Source organism: Halapricum desulfuricans, assembly GCF_017094525.1.
GTDB lineage: Archaea > Halobacteriota > Halobacteria > Halobacteriales > Haloarculaceae > Halapricum > Halapricum desulfuricans.
On the sequence record NZ_CP064788.1, the window covers coordinates 583,794 to 599,840 of the forward strand.

19 protein-coding genes and 1 pseudogene are annotated in these 16,047 nt (G+C 66.2%); 13 read left to right on the top strand and 7 right to left on the bottom strand.

Annotated elements, in window-relative coordinates; translation table 11 throughout:
* Nucleotides 1–15: 15 nt before the first annotated feature.
* Nucleotides 16–339, bottom strand: a complete 324-nt coding sequence (locus HSR122_RS02960) for a DsrE family protein (protein ID WP_229111198.1) — start codon at nt 337–339, stop codon at nt 16–18.
* Between the two features lie 84 nt (nt 340–423).
* Here HSR122_RS02960 and HSR122_RS02965 point away from each other — a divergent pair, with 84 nt between their 5' ends.
* From HSR122_RS02965 to HSR122_RS02975, 3 genes are all read left to right on the top strand, one after another.
* Nucleotides 424–1,002: an NADPH-dependent FMN reductase gene (locus HSR122_RS02965; protein WP_229111199.1), complete on the top strand. Its 579-nt coding sequence runs from the start codon at nt 424–426 to the stop codon at nt 1,000–1,002.
* A gap of 143 nt (nt 1,003–1,145) precedes the next feature.
* Nucleotides 1,146–1,622, top strand: coding sequence for a hypothetical protein (locus HSR122_RS02970; RefSeq protein WP_229111200.1), 477 nt, complete (start codon nt 1,146–1,148; stop codon nt 1,620–1,622).
* Nucleotides 1,623–1,694: 72 nt separating this feature from the next.
* A complete protein-coding gene (locus HSR122_RS02975; RefSeq protein ID WP_229111201.1) occupies nt 1,695–2,318 on the top strand; it encodes a YIP1 family protein in 624 nt (207 codons plus the stop codon).
* 66 nt (nt 2,319–2,384) lie between these two features.
* On the opposite strand, the gene HSR122_RS02980 is transcribed toward HSR122_RS02975, so the two are convergent.
* A complete protein-coding gene (locus tag HSR122_RS02980) occupies nt 2,385–3,344 on the bottom strand; it encodes an oxidoreductase (RefSeq protein WP_229111202.1) in 960 nt (319 codons plus the stop codon).
* A gap of 52 nt (nt 3,345–3,396) precedes the next feature.
* Between HSR122_RS02980 and HSR122_RS02985 the strand changes: the two genes are divergently transcribed.
* Entirely contained in the window at nt 3,397–3,654 is a 258-nt protein-coding gene (locus tag HSR122_RS02985; protein WP_229111203.1) for a glutaredoxin family protein, read from the top strand.
* 50 nt (nt 3,655–3,704) lie between these two features.
* Here the strand turns inward: HSR122_RS02985 and HSR122_RS02990 are convergent, their stop codons facing one another.
* On the bottom strand, nt 3,705–4,496 hold the full coding sequence (locus tag HSR122_RS02990) for an inositol monophosphatase family protein (RefSeq protein ID WP_229111204.1): 792 nt from the start codon (nt 4,494–4,496) through the stop codon (nt 3,705–3,707).
* A gap of 38 nt (nt 4,497–4,534) precedes the next feature.
* Nucleotides 4,535–5,056, bottom strand: coding sequence for an archaemetzincin family Zn-dependent metalloprotease (locus tag HSR122_RS02995; RefSeq protein ID WP_229111205.1), 522 nt, complete (start codon nt 5,054–5,056; stop codon nt 4,535–4,537).
* Between the two features lie 135 nt (nt 5,057–5,191).
* Between HSR122_RS02995 and HSR122_RS03000 the strand changes: the two genes are divergently transcribed.
* From HSR122_RS03000 to HSR122_RS03025, 6 genes and pseudogenes are all read left to right on the top strand, one after another.
* The gene (locus tag HSR122_RS03000; protein WP_229111206.1) at nt 5,192–5,494 is read left to right on the top strand and encodes a hypothetical protein; all 303 of its coding nucleotides are present in this window, start codon (nt 5,192–5,194) and stop codon (nt 5,492–5,494) included.
* Entirely contained in the window at nt 5,494–6,006 is a 513-nt protein-coding gene (locus HSR122_RS03005) for a hypothetical protein (RefSeq protein ID WP_229111207.1), read from the top strand. Before HSR122_RS03000 ends, HSR122_RS03005 begins: the two co-directional genes overlap by 1 nt.
* 793 nt (nt 6,007–6,799) lie before the next feature.
* A pseudogene (locus HSR122_RS03010) lies at nt 6,800–7,237 on the top strand (UDP-glucose/GDP-mannose dehydrogenase family protein); the annotation flags it as partial.
* Between the two features lie 5 nt (nt 7,238–7,242).
* The gene (locus HSR122_RS03015; RefSeq protein WP_229111208.1) at nt 7,243–7,482 is read left to right on the top strand and encodes a hypothetical protein; all 240 of its coding nucleotides are present in this window, start codon (nt 7,243–7,245) and stop codon (nt 7,480–7,482) included.
* Nucleotides 7,483–7,787: 305 nt separating this feature from the next.
* Entirely contained in the window at nt 7,788–9,815 is a 2,028-nt protein-coding gene (locus tag HSR122_RS03020) for a hydantoinase/oxoprolinase family protein (RefSeq protein ID WP_229111209.1), read from the top strand.
* A complete protein-coding gene (locus HSR122_RS03025; protein WP_229111210.1) occupies nt 9,812–11,500 on the top strand; it encodes a hydantoinase B/oxoprolinase family protein in 1,689 nt (562 codons plus the stop codon). The genes HSR122_RS03020 and HSR122_RS03025 overlap by 4 nt, the downstream gene beginning before the upstream one ends.
* A gap of 274 nt (nt 11,501–11,774) precedes the next feature.
* Here the strand turns inward: HSR122_RS03025 and HSR122_RS03030 are convergent, their stop codons facing one another.
* The gene (locus tag HSR122_RS03030) at nt 11,775–12,053 is read right to left on the bottom strand and encodes a type II toxin-antitoxin system VapC family toxin (RefSeq protein ID WP_324254655.1); all 279 of its coding nucleotides are present in this window, start codon (nt 12,051–12,053) and stop codon (nt 11,775–11,777) included.
* Nucleotides 12,050–12,322, bottom strand: a complete 273-nt coding sequence (locus HSR122_RS03035) for an AbrB/MazE/SpoVT family DNA-binding domain-containing protein (RefSeq protein ID WP_229111211.1) — start codon at nt 12,320–12,322, stop codon at nt 12,050–12,052. Before HSR122_RS03035 ends, HSR122_RS03030 begins: the two co-directional genes overlap by 4 nt.
* Nucleotides 12,323–12,489: 167 nt before the next feature.
* Between HSR122_RS03035 and HSR122_RS03040 the strand changes: the two genes are divergently transcribed.
* From HSR122_RS03040 to HSR122_RS03050, 3 genes are all read left to right on the top strand, one after another.
* Nucleotides 12,490–13,362 carry a hypothetical protein gene (locus HSR122_RS03040; RefSeq protein WP_229111212.1) on the top strand — a complete coding sequence of 291 codons (873 nt, stop codon included), beginning with the start codon at nt 12,490–12,492 and terminating at the stop codon, nt 13,360–13,362.
* Nucleotides 13,363–13,649: 287 nt separating this feature from the next.
* Nucleotides 13,650–14,750 (top strand): NADH:flavin oxidoreductase/NADH oxidase, encoded by a 1,101-nt coding sequence (locus HSR122_RS03045; RefSeq protein ID WP_229111213.1) that lies wholly within the window; start codon nt 13,650–13,652, stop codon nt 14,748–14,750.
* A gap of 47 nt (nt 14,751–14,797) precedes the next feature.
* Entirely contained in the window at nt 14,798–15,793 is a 996-nt protein-coding gene (locus tag HSR122_RS03050) for an ornithine cyclodeaminase family protein (RefSeq protein WP_229111214.1), read from the top strand.
* Here HSR122_RS03050 and HSR122_RS03055 read toward each other — a convergent pair.
* Nucleotides 15,790–15,996: a DUF7535 family protein gene (locus HSR122_RS03055; protein WP_229111215.1), complete on the bottom strand. Its 207-nt coding sequence runs from the start codon at nt 15,994–15,996 to the stop codon at nt 15,790–15,792. The two genes, HSR122_RS03050 and HSR122_RS03055, sit on opposite strands and share 4 nt — an antisense overlap.
* Between the last annotated feature and the right edge of the window lie 51 nt (nt 15,997–16,047).

The window sequence follows — 16,047 nt, forward strand, 5'->3', positions numbered from 1 at the left end:
TTCGGCCCCGTTGCCTTACCCGATCGTGAGTACCTTATCGGCGTTCTCGACGACGGCCAGACAGTCGCTCATCGTCGCCCGGGGGCGGAGCTCGCTGGACTTGAGGTCGCGCGAGTCGAGACAGGTGCCACAGGCCAGCAGCTCGCCGTCGTTGAGCGCGTACTTGCGCATCGCGCCGCGCGGGTTCATCTTCGGGTGTTCGAGGTCGGGTGCTTCGACGCCGTCACCGAGGAGAAACGCCTCGACGGAGTGGCCGTCTTCCAGTGCCGTGTTCGCGAGTCGAAAGCCGTTCCAGACCTTCTCGGGGTCGTTGGTCTCGACGATGAGTCCGAGATCCATACCTGTCGTTGCGCCGTCGACTGGCTTGGTTCTTTGGTCGGCGTCTCCGGGGGCTTCTTTGCGACGGTGCGAATATGTCGATCCATGTCAGAGCCACACGTCGCCGCGATCGCGGGAAGTCTCCGGGAGGACAGCTACACGCGAGTCGCGCTGGAGCGCGCGCTGCGTGACGCCAGCGCGGCCGGCGCGAGCACCGACCTGATCGACCTCCGCGAACTCGAACTGCCGGTCTTCGACGCGGACGCCCGGGAGGCCGGGGACGCCCCCGAACTCACACGACGAATCCGAGAAGCTGACTCGATCCTGCTGGGGACGCCGGTGTATCACGGCTCGTACGCCGCGCCGCTGAAGAACGCGCTCGATTACTGCGGGTTCGACGAGTTCGAGAAGAAGACCGTGGGGCTGCTCGCAGTCGCCGGCGGGTCGTTCCCGATCACCGCGCTGGATCACCTGCGGTCGGTCTGTCGAGCGCTGGACTGCTGGGTGATCCCCCATCAGGCGGCCGTTCCGCGAGCCAGCACCGCGATCGAGGACGGCGAGTTCGTCGATAGCGACCTGGAGGCGCGCGTGGCGACGCTGGGTGCGGACGCCGTCCAGTACGCGAACATCGAACCCGAACCGGCGTCGTTCGAGAGCGAGGAGAACGTCGGCGCCGGCGATTAGCTTCACGAGTGATGTACCGTGCGAACTGAGCGGCGGTGTCGAAGGCGCTGGCGATCGGCTGAGAAGTTCGCACGTAGCGACCTGACGGGGAAACTACCGGTATCAGCAGAAAGGGACTTTCCGACCCAGCACGTATGTCAGCCATGGAAAACGGAACAGTCAGCGAGCGACTCGAGACGTACAGAGAGCGGTTCGACGAACTCGACAGAACCATCGCCCGGGCAATGGAGCGATGGAGCATCCCGATGCTCCGGGTGTCCGTGGCTGTCGTGTTCATCTGGTTCGGCGCGCTGAAAGTGCTCGACGTCAGCCCGGCGGCGGAGCTGGTCGCGTCCACCGTCTACGTCGTGCCGCCGGAGGTGTTCGTCCCCGTGCTCGGCGTCTGGGAGATGCTCATCGGCCTCTTCCTGCTCTATCGGCCGCTGATCCGGGCCGGGATCTTCCTGCTCTTTCTACAGCTGCCCGGGACGTTCCTGCCGATTGTGCTGTTGCCCGAGGTCGTCTTCACGACGGTGCCCTACGCGCTGACCGTCGAGGGCCAGTACATCGTCAAGAACCTCGTCATCATCGGCGCCGCGCTCGCGATCGGGAGCACGGTCAGGAGCAACGCGCAACGGTAGTGTGCCCGCCCGTCTCGCGAGCGGACGGCCGGTTTCCAAACGGACAAATCACCACCGCTGCAAGGGACGACCGTGACACAGTGGATCGAGGACCCGGAGGGCGGGCGCGATCGGGGGCCGCGAGCGGTCGCCCGCGCCTGGTTCGAGGTGCTGACCGCCCCGCGGCGGTTCTTCCGGACGGGCGTCGCCCCGGCCGATCAGGCCCCCGGGCTGTTCTTCCTGATGGCGGTCGTGTTCGTTGCGGAGGGCGGGCGGTATCTGCTCGTCGCCGACGGCGCGCCGGCGGTCAGCAGCCACCCGATCGCCGGCCCGGCGCTCGCGCTCGCGCTGACAGTCGTGCTCGTCGCGCCGGTGGCGCTGCACCTGCTGGTCGCGCTCCAGACGCTCGTCTTGATGGCGCTCGTCTCCGATCGCGCCGGCGTCAGCGAGACGGTGCAGGTACTCGCGTACGCGAGCGCGCCGTGCGTCGCGGCCGGCGTTCCCGTGCCGGCCGTCAGACTCGCCTGCGGGGTGTACGGGTTCGTCCTGCTGGTCGTCGGCATCGCCGTCGTCCACGAGACGTCCTACCGGCGGGCGACGCTGGCGGCGATTCCCGTGGGTGCGATCGGGTTCGGGTACGGGTTCCGGGCGTTCGGGGCCGCACGCGATATTCTCTCGGTGGTGTCCACACTCCTCAAGTCCGGTGGCATCGTCTGATCGACGCCTCGTCATACCGGGCGCCGTCGGGACGGTCGCGAAGCGCGTCCCGTCCAACGGCCGCGACTACGCGCTCGACGGACCGTCACCACTTGTCGGCAAATCGTACGCCACGCCGGTCGCGTCCTCGGACACCGCCCACAGTCGCTTCGCGGTCTCCCGGTCGTAGGATCGATCGCTGGACCGCTGCTCCTCGGGCGCGCCTCGCATGTTCAGGAACCCGCCGGGCCCGACGTAGCTGCCGCCGTCGACCGCCTCGGCGACCGTCGCGTAGACCATCGGGAGCGCGCCCTGTCGGGCCGACTGTGCGAAGATCGTGTTGGCGAGTTTCATCCCCGCGTAGACGAGCTTCGAACCGGACTCGCGGCCCGTCCGGGCCTGCAGGTTCGTGTCCGCGTAGCCGGGGTGGACGGCGACGCTGGTGATATCGTCGATTCCCGCCGCGTCGAGTCGCCGCTGGAGTTCGTAGGCGAACAGCACGTTCGCCAGCTTGCTCTGTCCGTAGGCGTCCCACTTGTCGTAGTCGCGCTCCCCGTGGAGGTCCTCGAAGTCGATCTCGCCGCGCTCGTGCATCCCGCTCGACTGGGTGACAACGCGCGTCTCGCCGCCGGCGCGAAGCGGCTCCAGCAACCGGGCCGTCAGCGCGAAGTGTCCGAGGTGGTTGACGCCGAACTGCGTCTCGAAGCCGTCGGCGGTCTCGCTACGGGGGACCGCCATCACGCCGGCGTTGTTACAGAGGGCGTCGATTGAGTCGTACGCTTCGCGGACGCCCTCGGCGAAGCGCTCGACCGACTCGAGGTCGGCCAGATCACACTCCCGGACGTCGAGTTTCCCGTCCGGATCGGTCGCTTCGATCTCCCGTCGAGCGTCCTCGCCCCGTTCGATACTCCGGCAGGCCATCACGACCGTCGCGCCGCGCTGTGCGAACTCCCGCGTCGCCTCGAAACCGAGCCCGCTGTTGGCTCCAGTGACGACGATCGTTTCGTCCTCAAGCCGTGGCACGTCGTCGATCGACCAGTTGCTCATACCGTCCAGACGGGCCGGAAGGCAAAAACGGGCGCGGCGCAAAGCCCGATCGATGACCGAGCCGGTTCCGATCACCGTGTATCGCCGCCACCCCTGCGAGCTCTGCGAGGAGGCCGTCGAGACGATCGAATCGGCCGCCGAGGAGGCGGCGGTTCCGGTCGCGATCGAGACCGTCGACGTCGACAGCGACCCCGATCTTCGCGACCGATACGGCGACCGCGTGCCGGTCGTGGCCGTCGACAGCCGCGAGCGGTTCGAACTGTTCGTCGACGAGACCGAACTGATCGGCGCGCTCAGAGACGCGCGCTAGCGCGGCGAATCGGTCGAGTCGGTCGGGGGCGTCGTATGTCTCGCCGTCGATCACTCGTCGAACCCGTCGAGCCGGTCGAGGACGGCGTCGTGCGCCTCGCCGTTGGTCGCGACGATCGCGTCGCTGTCGGGCGTCCACGGCTCGCCGGCGAGGTCGGTGACGGTCCCGCCGGCGCGTTCGACCATGAGCGCCCCTGCGACAGTGTCCCACGCGTTCGGCGGGAACGGCCCGATCGTCGCGTCGAGCACTCCCGCAGCGACGAGCGCGAGGGTCACCTGCGCCGATCCGAGCCGTCGCACGTCGCCCAGTTCGGTCACCAGCCGGGTCGTCAGGGCGGCGAACCGGTCCCTGTCGGCCGCACTTCCGGTGTACCGGAGGATCGGGGCGACGACGAACGAGTCGGGATCGGAGCGGTCGCTGACGCGCAGGGGGTCGCCGTTCCCGGTCGCGCGTTCGGGGCCGACGAGATAGCGCTCCTCGCGCGCCGGAGCGACGACGGCACCGGCCACGGGATCGCCGTCCCGAACGACTGCGACGGCGGGGCCCCACGTCAGCAGCCCGTGGACGAAGTTCGTGGTGCCGTCGATCGGGTCGATCACCCAGGCCTCGCCGCGGTCCGGCACGGTTTTGCGGAAGTCGTCTTCCTCGGCGACGATCGTCGCGTCGGGGTCGTGCTCGCGGACGACGTCGACGATGCGGTCCTGTGCGCGGCGGTCGACCTCGGTGACGAGATCCATCGCCGTCGATTTCGTCTCGACGGCGACGTCGCGACGGAACCGCTCGATCGCGAACTCGGCGCCGGCGTCGGCCGCGCGCTCGGCGACTGCCAGCAGGTCGGACATGTGTCGGGAAAGGAGAGGTCGGAACAAGAACCCGGCGACTAGAGGATCTCGCGCTGGCAAGACCCACAGAGGTGCTGTTCCTTGACGTCGACCTCGCGGACGGTCGGGGAGAAACTCATCACGCAGCGCTTGTTGTCGCAGTGTTCGAGCCCGAGGGTGTGGCCGATCTCGTGGACGACCTCCTTGCGGACGCGCTCGGCGAAGACCTCGCCGGAAGAGCGATTCGTGAAGCCGCCGTCGGAGGAGGTCTGCAGGCGATAGGTCGAGATGACCGACCCGTTGCCGTCGAGATAGGCGAGTCCGAAGACGTAGTTGCGCCGCCGGTAGAACAGGTCCTTGTCGGTGATCGCGATGTTCTTCTGGCCCCCACCGATATCGCTGGCGAGCTGGATGAACTCCTCGGCCCGGTACTGTTCGCGGCTCGAATCGTAGGCCCCCGTCGGGATCGACTGCGTGTCGTGGACGGTCACGTCGCAGTCGTAGACAGATCGGAGTCCGGCCGACGCCTCGCGCTTGACCGAGGCGGACACGTCGCCGACCGGCACGATATCGACGTGCATGTCCCAGGGTATGGGAGACAGCAAAGTGAATGTTTCTCCCGCGAGCTGTCGACGTGGTCGCCCGCGAACCTGTGCTTTTGGCTCTCACTCGGGTCACGGCAAGGGCTAAGTGAGTTGGCTCACAATGTACACATAATGAGTAGCGAGAAGAAACGTGTCCAGTTCCGGGCCCCACGCCGGCTTGTTGACCGAACCGATGCTCTCGCAGACGTCCTCGGAGAGGATCGGACCGATATCTTGGTGACCGCGCTCCGTGAATACCTCCAAGATGCTACCCACGACGACGCGCTCACTCAAGAAATCGCGGCCGCCTACTACGACGATGAGATTTCCCTTGAACAGCTCAAATCGCTTGTCGGCGCTGAAGAGGCCGCGAACCTCCAAGTGTTGAAACAACAATTGGATGAGGACTTCATCGACGAGGCTGCAGACGCATAATGTCGGTGCTCGTAGCAGACACGTCGGGACTCGTCAGTCTCGGTATTGTCGCCACCTCAGATCCTGATCCTCTCGCACTCTGTCTCGATCAGTACGAGGTCAGTATCCCATCGGTCGTCGTCACGGAACTCGAAGAGATTGCTTCGTACGATGATATTCATGCTCGCGGAGCAACAACGGTTCTGGACCGAACTGATGAGTTTGAAATACGATCGGTTGAGTTGGATGCCAGGTTTCCACTCGATGACGGCGAAAACGCTGCGGTCTCTCTGTCAAACGAGACTGATGCTGCTCTCTTACTCTGTGACGAGTTCAACCAGCTTGGATTGATCCACGCATCGCTCGCGGATAGCCGGCTCGTGACAACGCCGACGCTTCTGTCGGTGTTCGTTCGAACTGGGCGGCTGTCCGGGTCAGATGCTCGTACGCTGCTTGATACGATGAGCGACGCTCGTAGCTGGGAGACAAACAGCTACGTTCAGCGCGCACGCTCGTTGCTCACAGATGCCTGATAGTGACCGTTGTACCGATTTACCGGTGCGACCGATTGACGATGTCACATTGAGGATGTCCAATCGCTGGCTTCCACTCTGGACGAGAGGCGTGACCGCGCGCTACGAACGCGACGCAGTCAAATATTGGGTCATCGGATCGATGGAACCTGTGCTTTTAAGCGCGTTCCACGGTGGAGTGAGCATGTAAGCTACCCATGACTAAAGTCAAGGGCTTTCCCCGTGGAGGTTTCCGCCTTCGCTTCGTCAGCCGTCATGGGCGGGTTGCACGACGCCGTGGTTCTGTGCGACCGAACTGTTCTGTTCGGTCGCACGTACTCTCGCCGGGCTTTATCCGGCGAGGGGCGCTGGCGTCAACACGCCGCTTTAATTCAGCGTGGACTCGGACACTTCAGGCCGCCATACCGGCGGTCGGAGCGGCGTCGTCGGCGTCCCGCTGTTCGGGGCCGGCCTACGGCGGCCCCTCCGGGGCGTCCGTTTTGGCCGCCTCGGAGTCCGGAGTTATGTACGGACTCAACCGGCCTAAATGTACCGATAGCGAAACCGTCGCCGGCCAGAGCGCGGTGGTCGGCAGCGCATCCGACGCGCTTCCTCCCACGACTGAAGTCGTGGGTTTCCGCGCTGCACAACTATGACTGACGTGCGGGCGGCGACCGAGTCGCTTCTCGAGGACAGGCCCGACCTCGAAACCGCGCTGGAAGAACTGCTGACCGTCGACGCCGAGCGCGACACCTGGACGTTCGATGACGTCCCCGTCGATTCGGGGACGTTCGGCGAGCTGGTCTCCCGGGAAATCGTCGAGACCAGGATCAAAGAGGCCGAGATGATCAAGTACGCCAACAACGCGTTCCTCGCGACGAAGATCAGCCTGATCAACGAGATCGGCAACGTCTGCAAGGCGTACGGCGTCGACGCTTACGAGGTGGCCGACGCGATCGCGCTGGATCACCGCATCGACGAGCACTTCCTGCGTAGCGGCGTCGGCTGGGGCGGCTCGTAATTCCCGAATGATATGAATGCGATCAGACACGCAGCCCGTGACCGCGATTACGATCCCGTCCTGCTCGACGCGGCGGTCGCAGTCAACGACCGCCAGCCCGAACGCATGCTCGACCTGCTGGACGACCACGCCGACGTCCAAGGCAAGCGCGTCGCCGTGCTGGGACTGGCGTTCAAGCCCGGGACCGACGACATTCGCTACACGCGTGCGATCCCGATCATCGAGGGCCTCACCTGGTGAATCGCCCCGGGCTCGAGTGGTTCGAGAACCGGTGGTTCTCGTCATCTCCTCACGGCGCGAGCGTCGTTCGCAGGACGCTCGGCCCCAACGCCTGGGCAGTGCAGGCCGCGTTCCTGACAGTCGGCGTCTTCGGCGGATCTCTCTATCGACATGCGAGTGCCAGACGCGGTGCATGGGCCGAGGACGGGCATGGCCGGCAGTATGAAGTGCCTGACTCCCCAGGCAGTACCTACTGACGCGGATCATTGACCCGCACCCCCTCGCGGTCGATACGGGAGAGACAATCCGCATGACACATCGGGCGACCGCCGCTCCCGGTGGGGCGTCGATTCTCCGGGTTGACGTCCCCACTTGCCGCACGCGACTGTGCGGCCTCCGGCGACCGGCGGCCCGGATACGACCGACATATGATATACAAGCGATCAACCGCGACACAGGACGTTCCGTGCGAACCAGCCGTTGACCGACACGCGACCGGCCGGCGAGACGGGTCGCGCTCCGGGCGGGCGGTCTCGGTCCACCGGAGGAGAGGCACCGACCAATGACTCGCATCGGCGTCGACATCGGCGGCACCTTCACCGACGTCGTGATCGTCGACGACGAGGGACGCCTCAGGGGAGTGAAAACCCCGAGCACGCCGGCGCAGCCGGACGATGGCGTCATCGACGGGCTCTCACAGGCCCGTGACGACGGGATCGACGTGGCCGACGCCGAATTCCTCGGTCACGGGACCACTGTCGCGACCAACGCCGTCCTCGAGGACGACCTCCCGCCGACCGCGCTCGTCACGACCGACGGGTTCCGCGACGTGCTCGAAATCGGGCGACAGGACCGACCGGACCTCTACGATCTCGATTTCGAGCGGCCCCCCTCACTCGTCCCGCGGGATCGCCGACTGACCGTCTCGGAACGGATCGACCCCGACGGGAACGTCGTCGAGCCACTGCGCGACTCGGAAGTGGGCGAACTCGCAGATCGACTCCCGGACGTCGACGCGGTCGCGGTCTCGACGCTGTTTGCCTTTCGCAACCCGGTCCACGAGCGAGCGATCCGCGAGGGACTGCGCGAGCACGACGACGTCGCTATCGCGCTCTCGTCGGCAGTGCTGCCCGAGTTCCGCGAGTACGAACGCACGTCGACCACGGCGCTCAACGCCGCGCTGAAACCGCGACTCGATGCCTATCTCGGCCGACTGTCCGACAGGACGCGATCGATCGGCATCGACGAACAGTGGGCCGTCATGCAGTCACACGGCGGTCTCATGAGCGTCCGCACGGCCCGCGAGAAACCCGTCAATACGGTTCTTTCGGGCCCTGCCGCGGGCGTCCAGGGTGCCCAGTATCTCGCCGACGAAGCCGGATACGAGGACGTCATCACGATGGACATGGGCGGGACGAGCACCGACGTCAGCCTGGTCGACGGGGGCGAACCGTCGCTCTCGACCGACTGGGAGATTGCGGGCTACCCCCTCGGCGTCCCGACGATCGACATCCACACGATCGGCGCTGGCGGCGGTTCGATCGCCTGGATCGACGCCGGTGGTGCACTCCGGGTCGGTCCTCGGTCGGCCGGTGCCGATCCCGGACCCGCGGCCTACGGCCGGGGCGGCACGCGGCCGACGGTGACTGACGCACACGTCGTCCTCGGGCGGATTCATCCCGAGTACCCGCTCGGTGGCGACCTCTCGGTGGACGTCGACGCGGCCCGGGAAGCCATCGAACGCGGGGTCGCCGACGAGCTGGGACAGTCAGTTCGCGACGCGGCGCGGGGCGTCCTCGAGGTAACTCGCGCGAACATGGAACGGGCACTGCGTGTCGTGAGCGTCGAACAGGGGTATGACCCGCGATCGTTCGCGCTGGTCGCGTTCGGCGGTGCCGGACCGCTTCATGCGCCCCGGCTCGCGGAAGAGCTGTCGATTCCGACAGTTCTCGTCCCGCGTCTCGCGGGCGTTCTGTCGGGGCTCGGGCTGCTGGCGTCCGATCTCGAACACGCCTACGTGACGTCCGTCGTCGAACCGCTGGCCGACGTGACCGCTGGCGAGCTCCGCGACCGGTTCGCCGAGCTCGTCGCCGAAGGGACAGAGACGCTCGCGGCGGACGGGATCGACGAGGCGTCGATGCGATTCGAGCGGTCGCTGGACCTCCGGTATGCGGGGCAATCGTACTCGCTGAACGTCTCGATCGAGGGCGAACCGTCCGGGGAGACGCTCGCGGCCGCGGCCGATCGGTTCCACGCGGAACACGAGACCCAGTACGGCCACGCGAACCCCGACGAACGGGTCGAACTCGTGAACGTCCGCCTCCGGGCGATCGGAGAGATCCCGTCGATCGACGTTCGAACCGGCGTCAAGGGGGCCGTCCGGGACGCCGTCCTGGGCGAGCGGTCGGTTCAGTTCGGCGACGAGGAACACGAGGTCACGGTCTACGAGCACGATCGACTGCCACCCGGCGGCGAGTTCGACGGGCCTGCGGTGGTACAGGCCGCCGAATCGACGACTGTCGTGCACCCGGGACAGTCAGTCTCGGTCGACGATCGCGGCACGCTCGTCATCACCACGGGGAACGCATGACCGACGACAGTCAGAGAGACGACGTCGACCCCGTGACCCTGGAGGTACTCCGGAACGCCTTCGCGACGGTCGCAGAGGAGATGAGTGCGAACCTCATCCGGACGAGCTACTCGCCGAACATAAAGGAGCGAAAGGACGCCTCCTCGGCAGTCTTCGACGCACGGGGGCGGATGCTCGCTCAGGCCGAGAACATCCCCGTCCACCTGGGTGCGATGCCGCACTCAGTGCGGACGGTCGTCGAGACCTTCGAGGGGGCGTTCGAGCCCGGTGACACGGTGATACATAACTCCCCGTTCAGCGGCGGGGCACACCTGCCCGACATCACCTTCGTCAGCCCGGTGTTCGTGGACGGTACACTGGTCGCGTTCGTCGCGAACCGCGCGCATCACGCGGACGTCGGGGGCAGCCTGGCGGGGAGCGTGTCTGCCGACGCCACGAGCGTCTTCGCCGAGGGGATCCAGATCCCGCCGGTCAAACTGTTCGAGCGCGGCGAGGTCGTCGACGGCGTGCTCGATCTGCTGACCGAGAACGTCCGCACGCCGGACGAACGCGAGGGGGATCTCAGGGCCCAGCAGGCCGCGAACGAGACCGGTCGCAAGCGGTTCGAAGCGCTGATCGAGAAACACGGCCGCGAGACCGTCGAGGCGACGGCCGATCGGATCCTCGACTACAGCGAACGGCGGATGCGCGAGGAGGTTCACGACCTCGCCGACGGCGTCTACGAGTTCGCCGACGCCCTCGACAGCGACGGCGCGGGAGCCGAGGACGTCACGATCCGTGCGACGGTTACCGTCGATGGTTCGTCGGTCGCGGTGGACTTCGCGGGGTCGGCCGCACAGGTCGCCGGCGCGGTCAACGCCCCCATCGCCGTCACGACGAGCGCCACGTACTACGCACTCCGGACGGTGACCGATCCCGACGTCCCGCCCAATCAGGGATGCTATCGACCGTTCTCGGTATCGGCACCCGAGGGGACTGTCGTCAACGCTCGCAAGCCGGCGGCCGTCGTCGGCGGCAACCTGGAGACCTCTCAGCGGATCGTCGACACCGTCCTCGGGGCGATGGCAGCGGCTGGCGTCCGTCCCATGGCTGCCGCAGCCAACGGATCGATGAACAACGTCACCTTCGGGAGCGCGGACTCGTCACTCGCCGATCCGTACACGTTCTACGAGACGATCGGCGGCGGGTACGGCGCACGCCCCGAGCGTGACGGCGTCGACGGCGTCCACGCCCACATGACGAACACGCAGAATACGCCAATCGAGGCGCTGGAACTCGCCTATCCGCTCCGAGTCGAGCGGTACGCACTCCGGCCCGATACCGGCGGTGCAGGGGAGTTCCGGGGCGGTCTGGGCATCCGTCGAGACATCCGCGTGCTCGATCACGACGCGTCGTTCTCCCTGTTGAGCGACCGCCGTCGCAACCGCCCGTACGGCCTCGACGGTGGGCAACCCGGAGCCGCCGGTGCGGACCGCGTCGTTATCGACGACGAGGAGCGCCTCCTCGACAGCAAGACGACGCTCGAACTGAGCGGCGGCGACCTCGTGAGCGTCCGCACGCCCGGCGGCGGCGGGTTCGGCCCGCCAGAGGACAGGTCGCCGGCGGCAATCGCTCGGGACCTCGAAGAAGGACGTCTCACGGCTGAACACGTCGCAGAACACTATCCGCACTATGACGGGAAGTGAGCGTCGTGACGGGCGCCTTTCTCGTCTTCTTCCTGTCAAACGCATTCGCATCAAACGGACATCGGTACGCGTCCACGATCGTCGACCGTATCGACAGCTAATGCCGGCGTATTTGACGCCACACAACAGCGCAACTGAAAACGACTCGAATACTGCGACGACTGTCCCTGCGATTCCAACCGCAGCAGAGGCGGTCCCGCTTCGAGTCTTCGACAAGGTTGATCGATAGCCACCGGGACTTGCCTGATCACTCTGGTATCGTCCGTCGCAACGGTTATATAAACGGATCGTCCGGCGTTTCCAGCCGCGTGATGCCATCGATAGTGTCGAAGTCGTCGTCGAACGAATACAGATACTCGATGCCTTTGCGTTCCATGTACGCGGCGATCGTTGCGTCTCCGAACGACACCTTATCGTAAATCTCGAAGAGTTCCACCGCGCGGTGGAAGTCCTTCTGTGCCGCGTGGACGAGTTCGAAGCCTGCTGACTCTGACAGGCGGGTTCGGAGATCGACCGCGATGTTGTGGCGCTGGCGCTCGTGAATCCAGTTCAGGTCTCCTCCGTGAACGCAGGATCTGCCTCGTGCCCGGCGAGATCGTGCGTCTCGAGGCCATCACTACCCATCGGTGCCTTCAGATTGTCATCTTCGAACGCACCGTATCGCTGCTTGACGACTTCGACCGAGAGGTTCCCCTCGTCGTCGATGTCCCAGCGAAGTTTGTCTCCAGCCTCGATGTCGAGCCGGTGCCGGAGTGACGCTGGAATCGTGACCATCCCCCGGTCGCTGACTGTGGTTTCCTCGGGAGGGTCTTCCGTTGCCATACCTGACGGTACAGCTCCTCCCGCAATACATGTTGCGCCACATGCGGTTGCGAATTACCGCTGGCTTGATATCACCTACGGGTTCGGGCGTGGATAAACGTCGAGACCGTCGCAAAATTTGTCATTTGCTGACAATTTAACCGTCTCGCTGAAGTACACTTTCACCGATGGGGTCTGGATTCGGGCCGGAGGACGTCGTCAATCGACGCGTCAACAGGCACGTCAAAGAGCTGCTCCCGGTCCAGGTCTCCGCACAGAAGGACTACCTGCTCGAAGGGCAGCGGTGGCTGGCGTCGGAGACACTTCCGGGTGACGCGGACCGGTGTCTGTGTCTCCTGAAGAGCTACGTCGGGCAGCGTGGTCAGTTCGAGATCCACGTCGAGCGCGTCTTCGACCGGGGGACCGACGGCGAGTGGCGCATCGAGAACACGATCACGCGCACGGGGGCCGGCTCGCTGCCGCCGTTCACGTACCTTGTGACATCGGAGATCGAACTGCTGGGCGATGTCGAGACGGATCGCACACGCGTCTCCTGGGTGGCACTCGGCGATGACCCGGTCTACGGCTGGCGGGAGGCCCAGGCGGCAGTCCTCCTCACGGAGAAGATGAGTCACTTGCGGGCACGCGAGCGCGGTCAGGGGATGGAGCATTCAGGTTCGCTGAGTCGGCTCGGCTCGCTGTCGAACGTCATCGACACCGGCCGGCAGTTGCGGACCGACTGGGAGGAGATCGACGAACTGCTCGGGCCGGACGCGGACACGATCGCCGCGACCGCTGGTTTCGACGCGCTCGAATCCCGGGAGCAATACCTCGAAGCCGAGCGGCTGGGCATCGATTTCCTCGCTGCCGACATCGAAGATTTGCAGGTGGAGGGAGACAGACGCGAACCGGCGACAAGCCGCGAGTCGGATGCTGACCGACCCGACTGGCAGACGCCGCCAGCGGAGCTGACCGTCGACGAGACCGAGTCGGAGCTCCGGAAAATCCAGCACGAGCTCCGCCGGATGAAACGGGAGTTCGACGACGAGTCTCCGGATTGATACCGGTGGCGATACCATTTCGAACTGATCTGGCACGCCGTCGTGCCAGATATCTTTCCGAACGTATCGCCACCAGTGTGAGCTACCGCAGAGCGGTATGCACAGGAACTGATAGTGATCGTTACAGCAACCACTCTCATAGTGACCGTTGTACCGATTTATCGGTGTAACCGCACGACTGCGTGCGGACAATCCGGAACAGACGTACAACGGTCACTATCAATGTGCGGTGGGGGGATGTCACGCGTACCGACACGGGTTTGTCGCGCCCGACCCAATCGCCGACCATGACGCGACTGTTTTCATCGCTCGAACTCCGCGAGACGTCGATTCCAAATCGCGTGATGGTCTCGCCGATGTGCCAGTATTCCTGTGAGGACCGTGACGGGCTGGCGACGGCGTGGCACCGAACCCACCTCGGTTCGCGTGCCGTCGGCGGCGCGGGGGTCGTGATGGCTGAGGCGACCGCCGTCGAGCCCCGCGGACGGATATCGCCCGAGGACCTAGGCATCTGGTCGGACGAACACGCCGACGCGCTCGCTCCCGTTGCCGAGTTCGTCCGCGAGCAGGGCTCGGTGCCGGCGATCCAGCTGGCCCACGCCGGGCGCAAGGCCTCGACGACCCGCCCCTGGGAGGGCCACGGCCCGGTCGCCCCCGAGGAGGGCGGCTGGACGGTCGTCGGCCCGACCGACGACCCCTGGCCACACGACGGCGAGGCCCCGCCGACCGAGCGGCTCACGCCCGAGGAGATCGAGGGCGTCGTCGAGTCGTTCCGCGCCGCCGCGGAGCGTTCGCTCGCGGCCGGCTTCGAGATCGCCGAGGTCCACGCCGCCCACGGCTACCTGCTCCATCAGTTCCTCTCGCCGGTCACGAACACCCGCGGGGACGCCTACGGCGGCGGCTTCGAGGGCCGAACCCGTCTGCTCCGGGCGGTCACCGAGGCCGTCCGGGACGTCTGGCCCGACGGGAAACCCGTCTTCGTCCGGCTCTCCGCGACCGACTGGTTGCCCGACCGCGACTCCTGGACCGTCGAGGACTCGATCAGGCTGGCCGACCGGCTCGCCGAACTGGGCGTCGACCTGATCGACGTCAGCGGCGGCGGGATCCATCCCGATTCCAGTCCCGAACGGACCGGCCCGAACTACCAGGTCCGCTACGCCGAGCGGGTCCGCGAGGAGACCGACCGGAGGGTCGCGGTCGGTGCGGTCGGCGGGATCACCACGCCCGAACAGGCCGAGGCCGTCGTCGCCAACGAGCGGGCTGACCTGGCGATTGTCGGCCGCGAACACCTCCGGGATCCGTACTTCGCGCTGCGGGCCGCGCAGGCGCTGGACGCGACCGACGAGATCGAGGGGCCGCCGCAGTACCGGCGCGCGTTCGGGTTCTGATTCCGTCCGCGGCCAACGATTAAGTAGCCAACCGGCGACCGGCCTGTATGCAGACGCGCTTGCTTCCCGCCGAGGTCGTCACCGAGCACACCGGGGTTGCGGCGGTCGTCGAGGCCGTCGCGGACGCCTTCGCCGCTGACGCCCGCGGGGACGTCCAGATGCCGGCCAAATCGTATATCGACCTCCCGCAGTACAACGGCGACTTCCGGTCGATGCCCGCCTACCTCGACGCCGGCGACTGGGACGCCGCCGCGGTCAAGTGGGTCAACGTCCACCCCGACAACCGACAGCGGTTCGGCCTGCCGACCGTCATGGGGACGATCGTCTACTCCGACCCGGAGACCGCCTTCCCGCTGGCGCTGATCGACGGGACGACGATCACGCGCCTGCGGACCGGCGCTGCGGCCGCGGTGGCGACCCGGGAACTCGCCTCCGCGGACGCGACGTCGCTGGGACTCGTCGGAGCCGGCACGCAGGCCAACACCCAGCTCGAGGCCATCGCGACCGTCCGGGACATCGAGGAGGTGATCATCGCCGACGCCGACCCGGAAGCCGTCGAGTCCTTCGTCGCGGCCTTCGAGGACCGCTTCGACGCCCGCGGCGGGACGATCGAGCAAGCGACCCAGTGTGATGTCGTCTCGACGACTACCCCGGTCAAAGAGCCGATCGTCGAGGCGGTCGGCCCCGAGACGCACGTCAACGCGATCGGCGCCGATGCCGCCGGGAAACACGAGATCGCAGACGCCGTGCTCGAGGCGGCGACGATCGTCATCGACGACTACGAACAGTGTACCCACTCCGGCGAGATCAACGTCCCCTGGGGCGAGGGAGTGCTCGACGACGGGGACATCTACGCCGAACTGGGCGAGATCGTCGCCGGCGAGGTCCCCGGCCGGGACGACCCAGCGGGCCCGGAGGGTGTGACTGTCTTCGATTCGACCGGGCTGGCGATCCAGGACGTCGCCGCCGCCCACGTCGCCTACGAGCACGCCACGGAAGCCGATGCCGGGACCCCGTTCGATCTGGTCGGGACCGAGATCTAGATCTTTTCGAGGGCCTTCGAGATCAGCCAGACGACGATCAGCAGGGGCAGGAACGGTACCAGCAAAACCACGAGCCCGAGGAACACCGACCAGCCGATGACGTCCATTTCGACGTCTCTGTGGCTGCTGTAGCCGGGTGTTACCGTTCGCAGCGCTTCGACGACAGCGGAATCTTCACTCGTCTCTGATTCGTCTTCGCTCATGAGAACCTATTGGTCTCCTGAGGAGATAAGGGCTGTTCCGGCGATCGACGC

What these genes read in the sequence shown, in the direction of transcription:
- HSR122_RS03040 (WP_229111212.1), top strand. Translation starts at nt 12,490, where the DNA reads ATGGGGTCTGGATTCGGGCCGGAGGACGTCGTCAATCGACGCGTCAAC.
- HSR122_RS03000 (WP_229111206.1), top strand. Translation starts at nt 5,192, where the DNA reads ATGAGTAGCGAGAAGAAACGTGTCCAGTTCCGGGCCCCACGCCGGCTT.
- HSR122_RS02995 (WP_229111205.1), bottom strand. Translation starts at nt 5,056, where the DNA reads ATGCACGTCGATATCGTGCCGGTCGGCGACGTGTCCGCCTCGGTCAAG.
- HSR122_RS03045 (WP_229111213.1), top strand. Translation starts at nt 13,650, where the DNA reads ATGACGCGACTGTTTTCATCGCTCGAACTCCGCGAGACGTCGATTCCA.
- HSR122_RS02970 (WP_229111200.1), top strand. Translation starts at nt 1,146, where the DNA reads ATGGAAAACGGAACAGTCAGCGAGCGACTCGAGACGTACAGAGAGCGG.
- HSR122_RS03050 (WP_229111214.1), top strand. Translation starts at nt 14,798, where the DNA reads ATGCAGACGCGCTTGCTTCCCGCCGAGGTCGTCACCGAGCACACCGGG.
- HSR122_RS03025 (WP_229111210.1), top strand. Translation starts at nt 9,812, where the DNA reads ATGACCGACGACAGTCAGAGAGACGACGTCGACCCCGTGACCCTGGAG.
- HSR122_RS02990 (WP_229111204.1), bottom strand. Translation starts at nt 4,496, where the DNA reads ATGTCCGACCTGCTGGCAGTCGCCGAGCGCGCGGCCGACGCCGGCGCC.
- HSR122_RS03055 (WP_229111215.1), bottom strand. Translation starts at nt 15,996, where the DNA reads ATGAGCGAAGACGAATCAGAGACGAGTGAAGATTCCGCTGTCGTCGAA.
- HSR122_RS02965 (WP_229111199.1), top strand. Translation starts at nt 424, where the DNA reads ATGTCAGAGCCACACGTCGCCGCGATCGCGGGAAGTCTCCGGGAGGAC.
- HSR122_RS03020 (WP_229111209.1), top strand. Translation starts at nt 7,788, where the DNA reads ATGACTCGCATCGGCGTCGACATCGGCGGCACCTTCACCGACGTCGTG.
- HSR122_RS02980 (WP_229111202.1), bottom strand. Translation starts at nt 3,344, where the DNA reads ATGAGCAACTGGTCGATCGACGACGTGCCACGGCTTGAGGACGAAACG.
- HSR122_RS03035 (WP_229111211.1), bottom strand. Translation starts at nt 12,322, where the DNA reads ATGGCAACGGAAGACCCTCCCGAGGAAACCACAGTCAGCGACCGGGGG.
- HSR122_RS02960 (WP_229111198.1), bottom strand. Translation starts at nt 339, where the DNA reads ATGGATCTCGGACTCATCGTCGAGACCAACGACCCCGAGAAGGTCTGG.
- HSR122_RS03005 (WP_229111207.1), top strand. Translation starts at nt 5,494, where the DNA reads ATGTCGGTGCTCGTAGCAGACACGTCGGGACTCGTCAGTCTCGGTATT.
- HSR122_RS02985 (WP_229111203.1), top strand. Translation starts at nt 3,397, where the DNA reads ATGACCGAGCCGGTTCCGATCACCGTGTATCGCCGCCACCCCTGCGAG.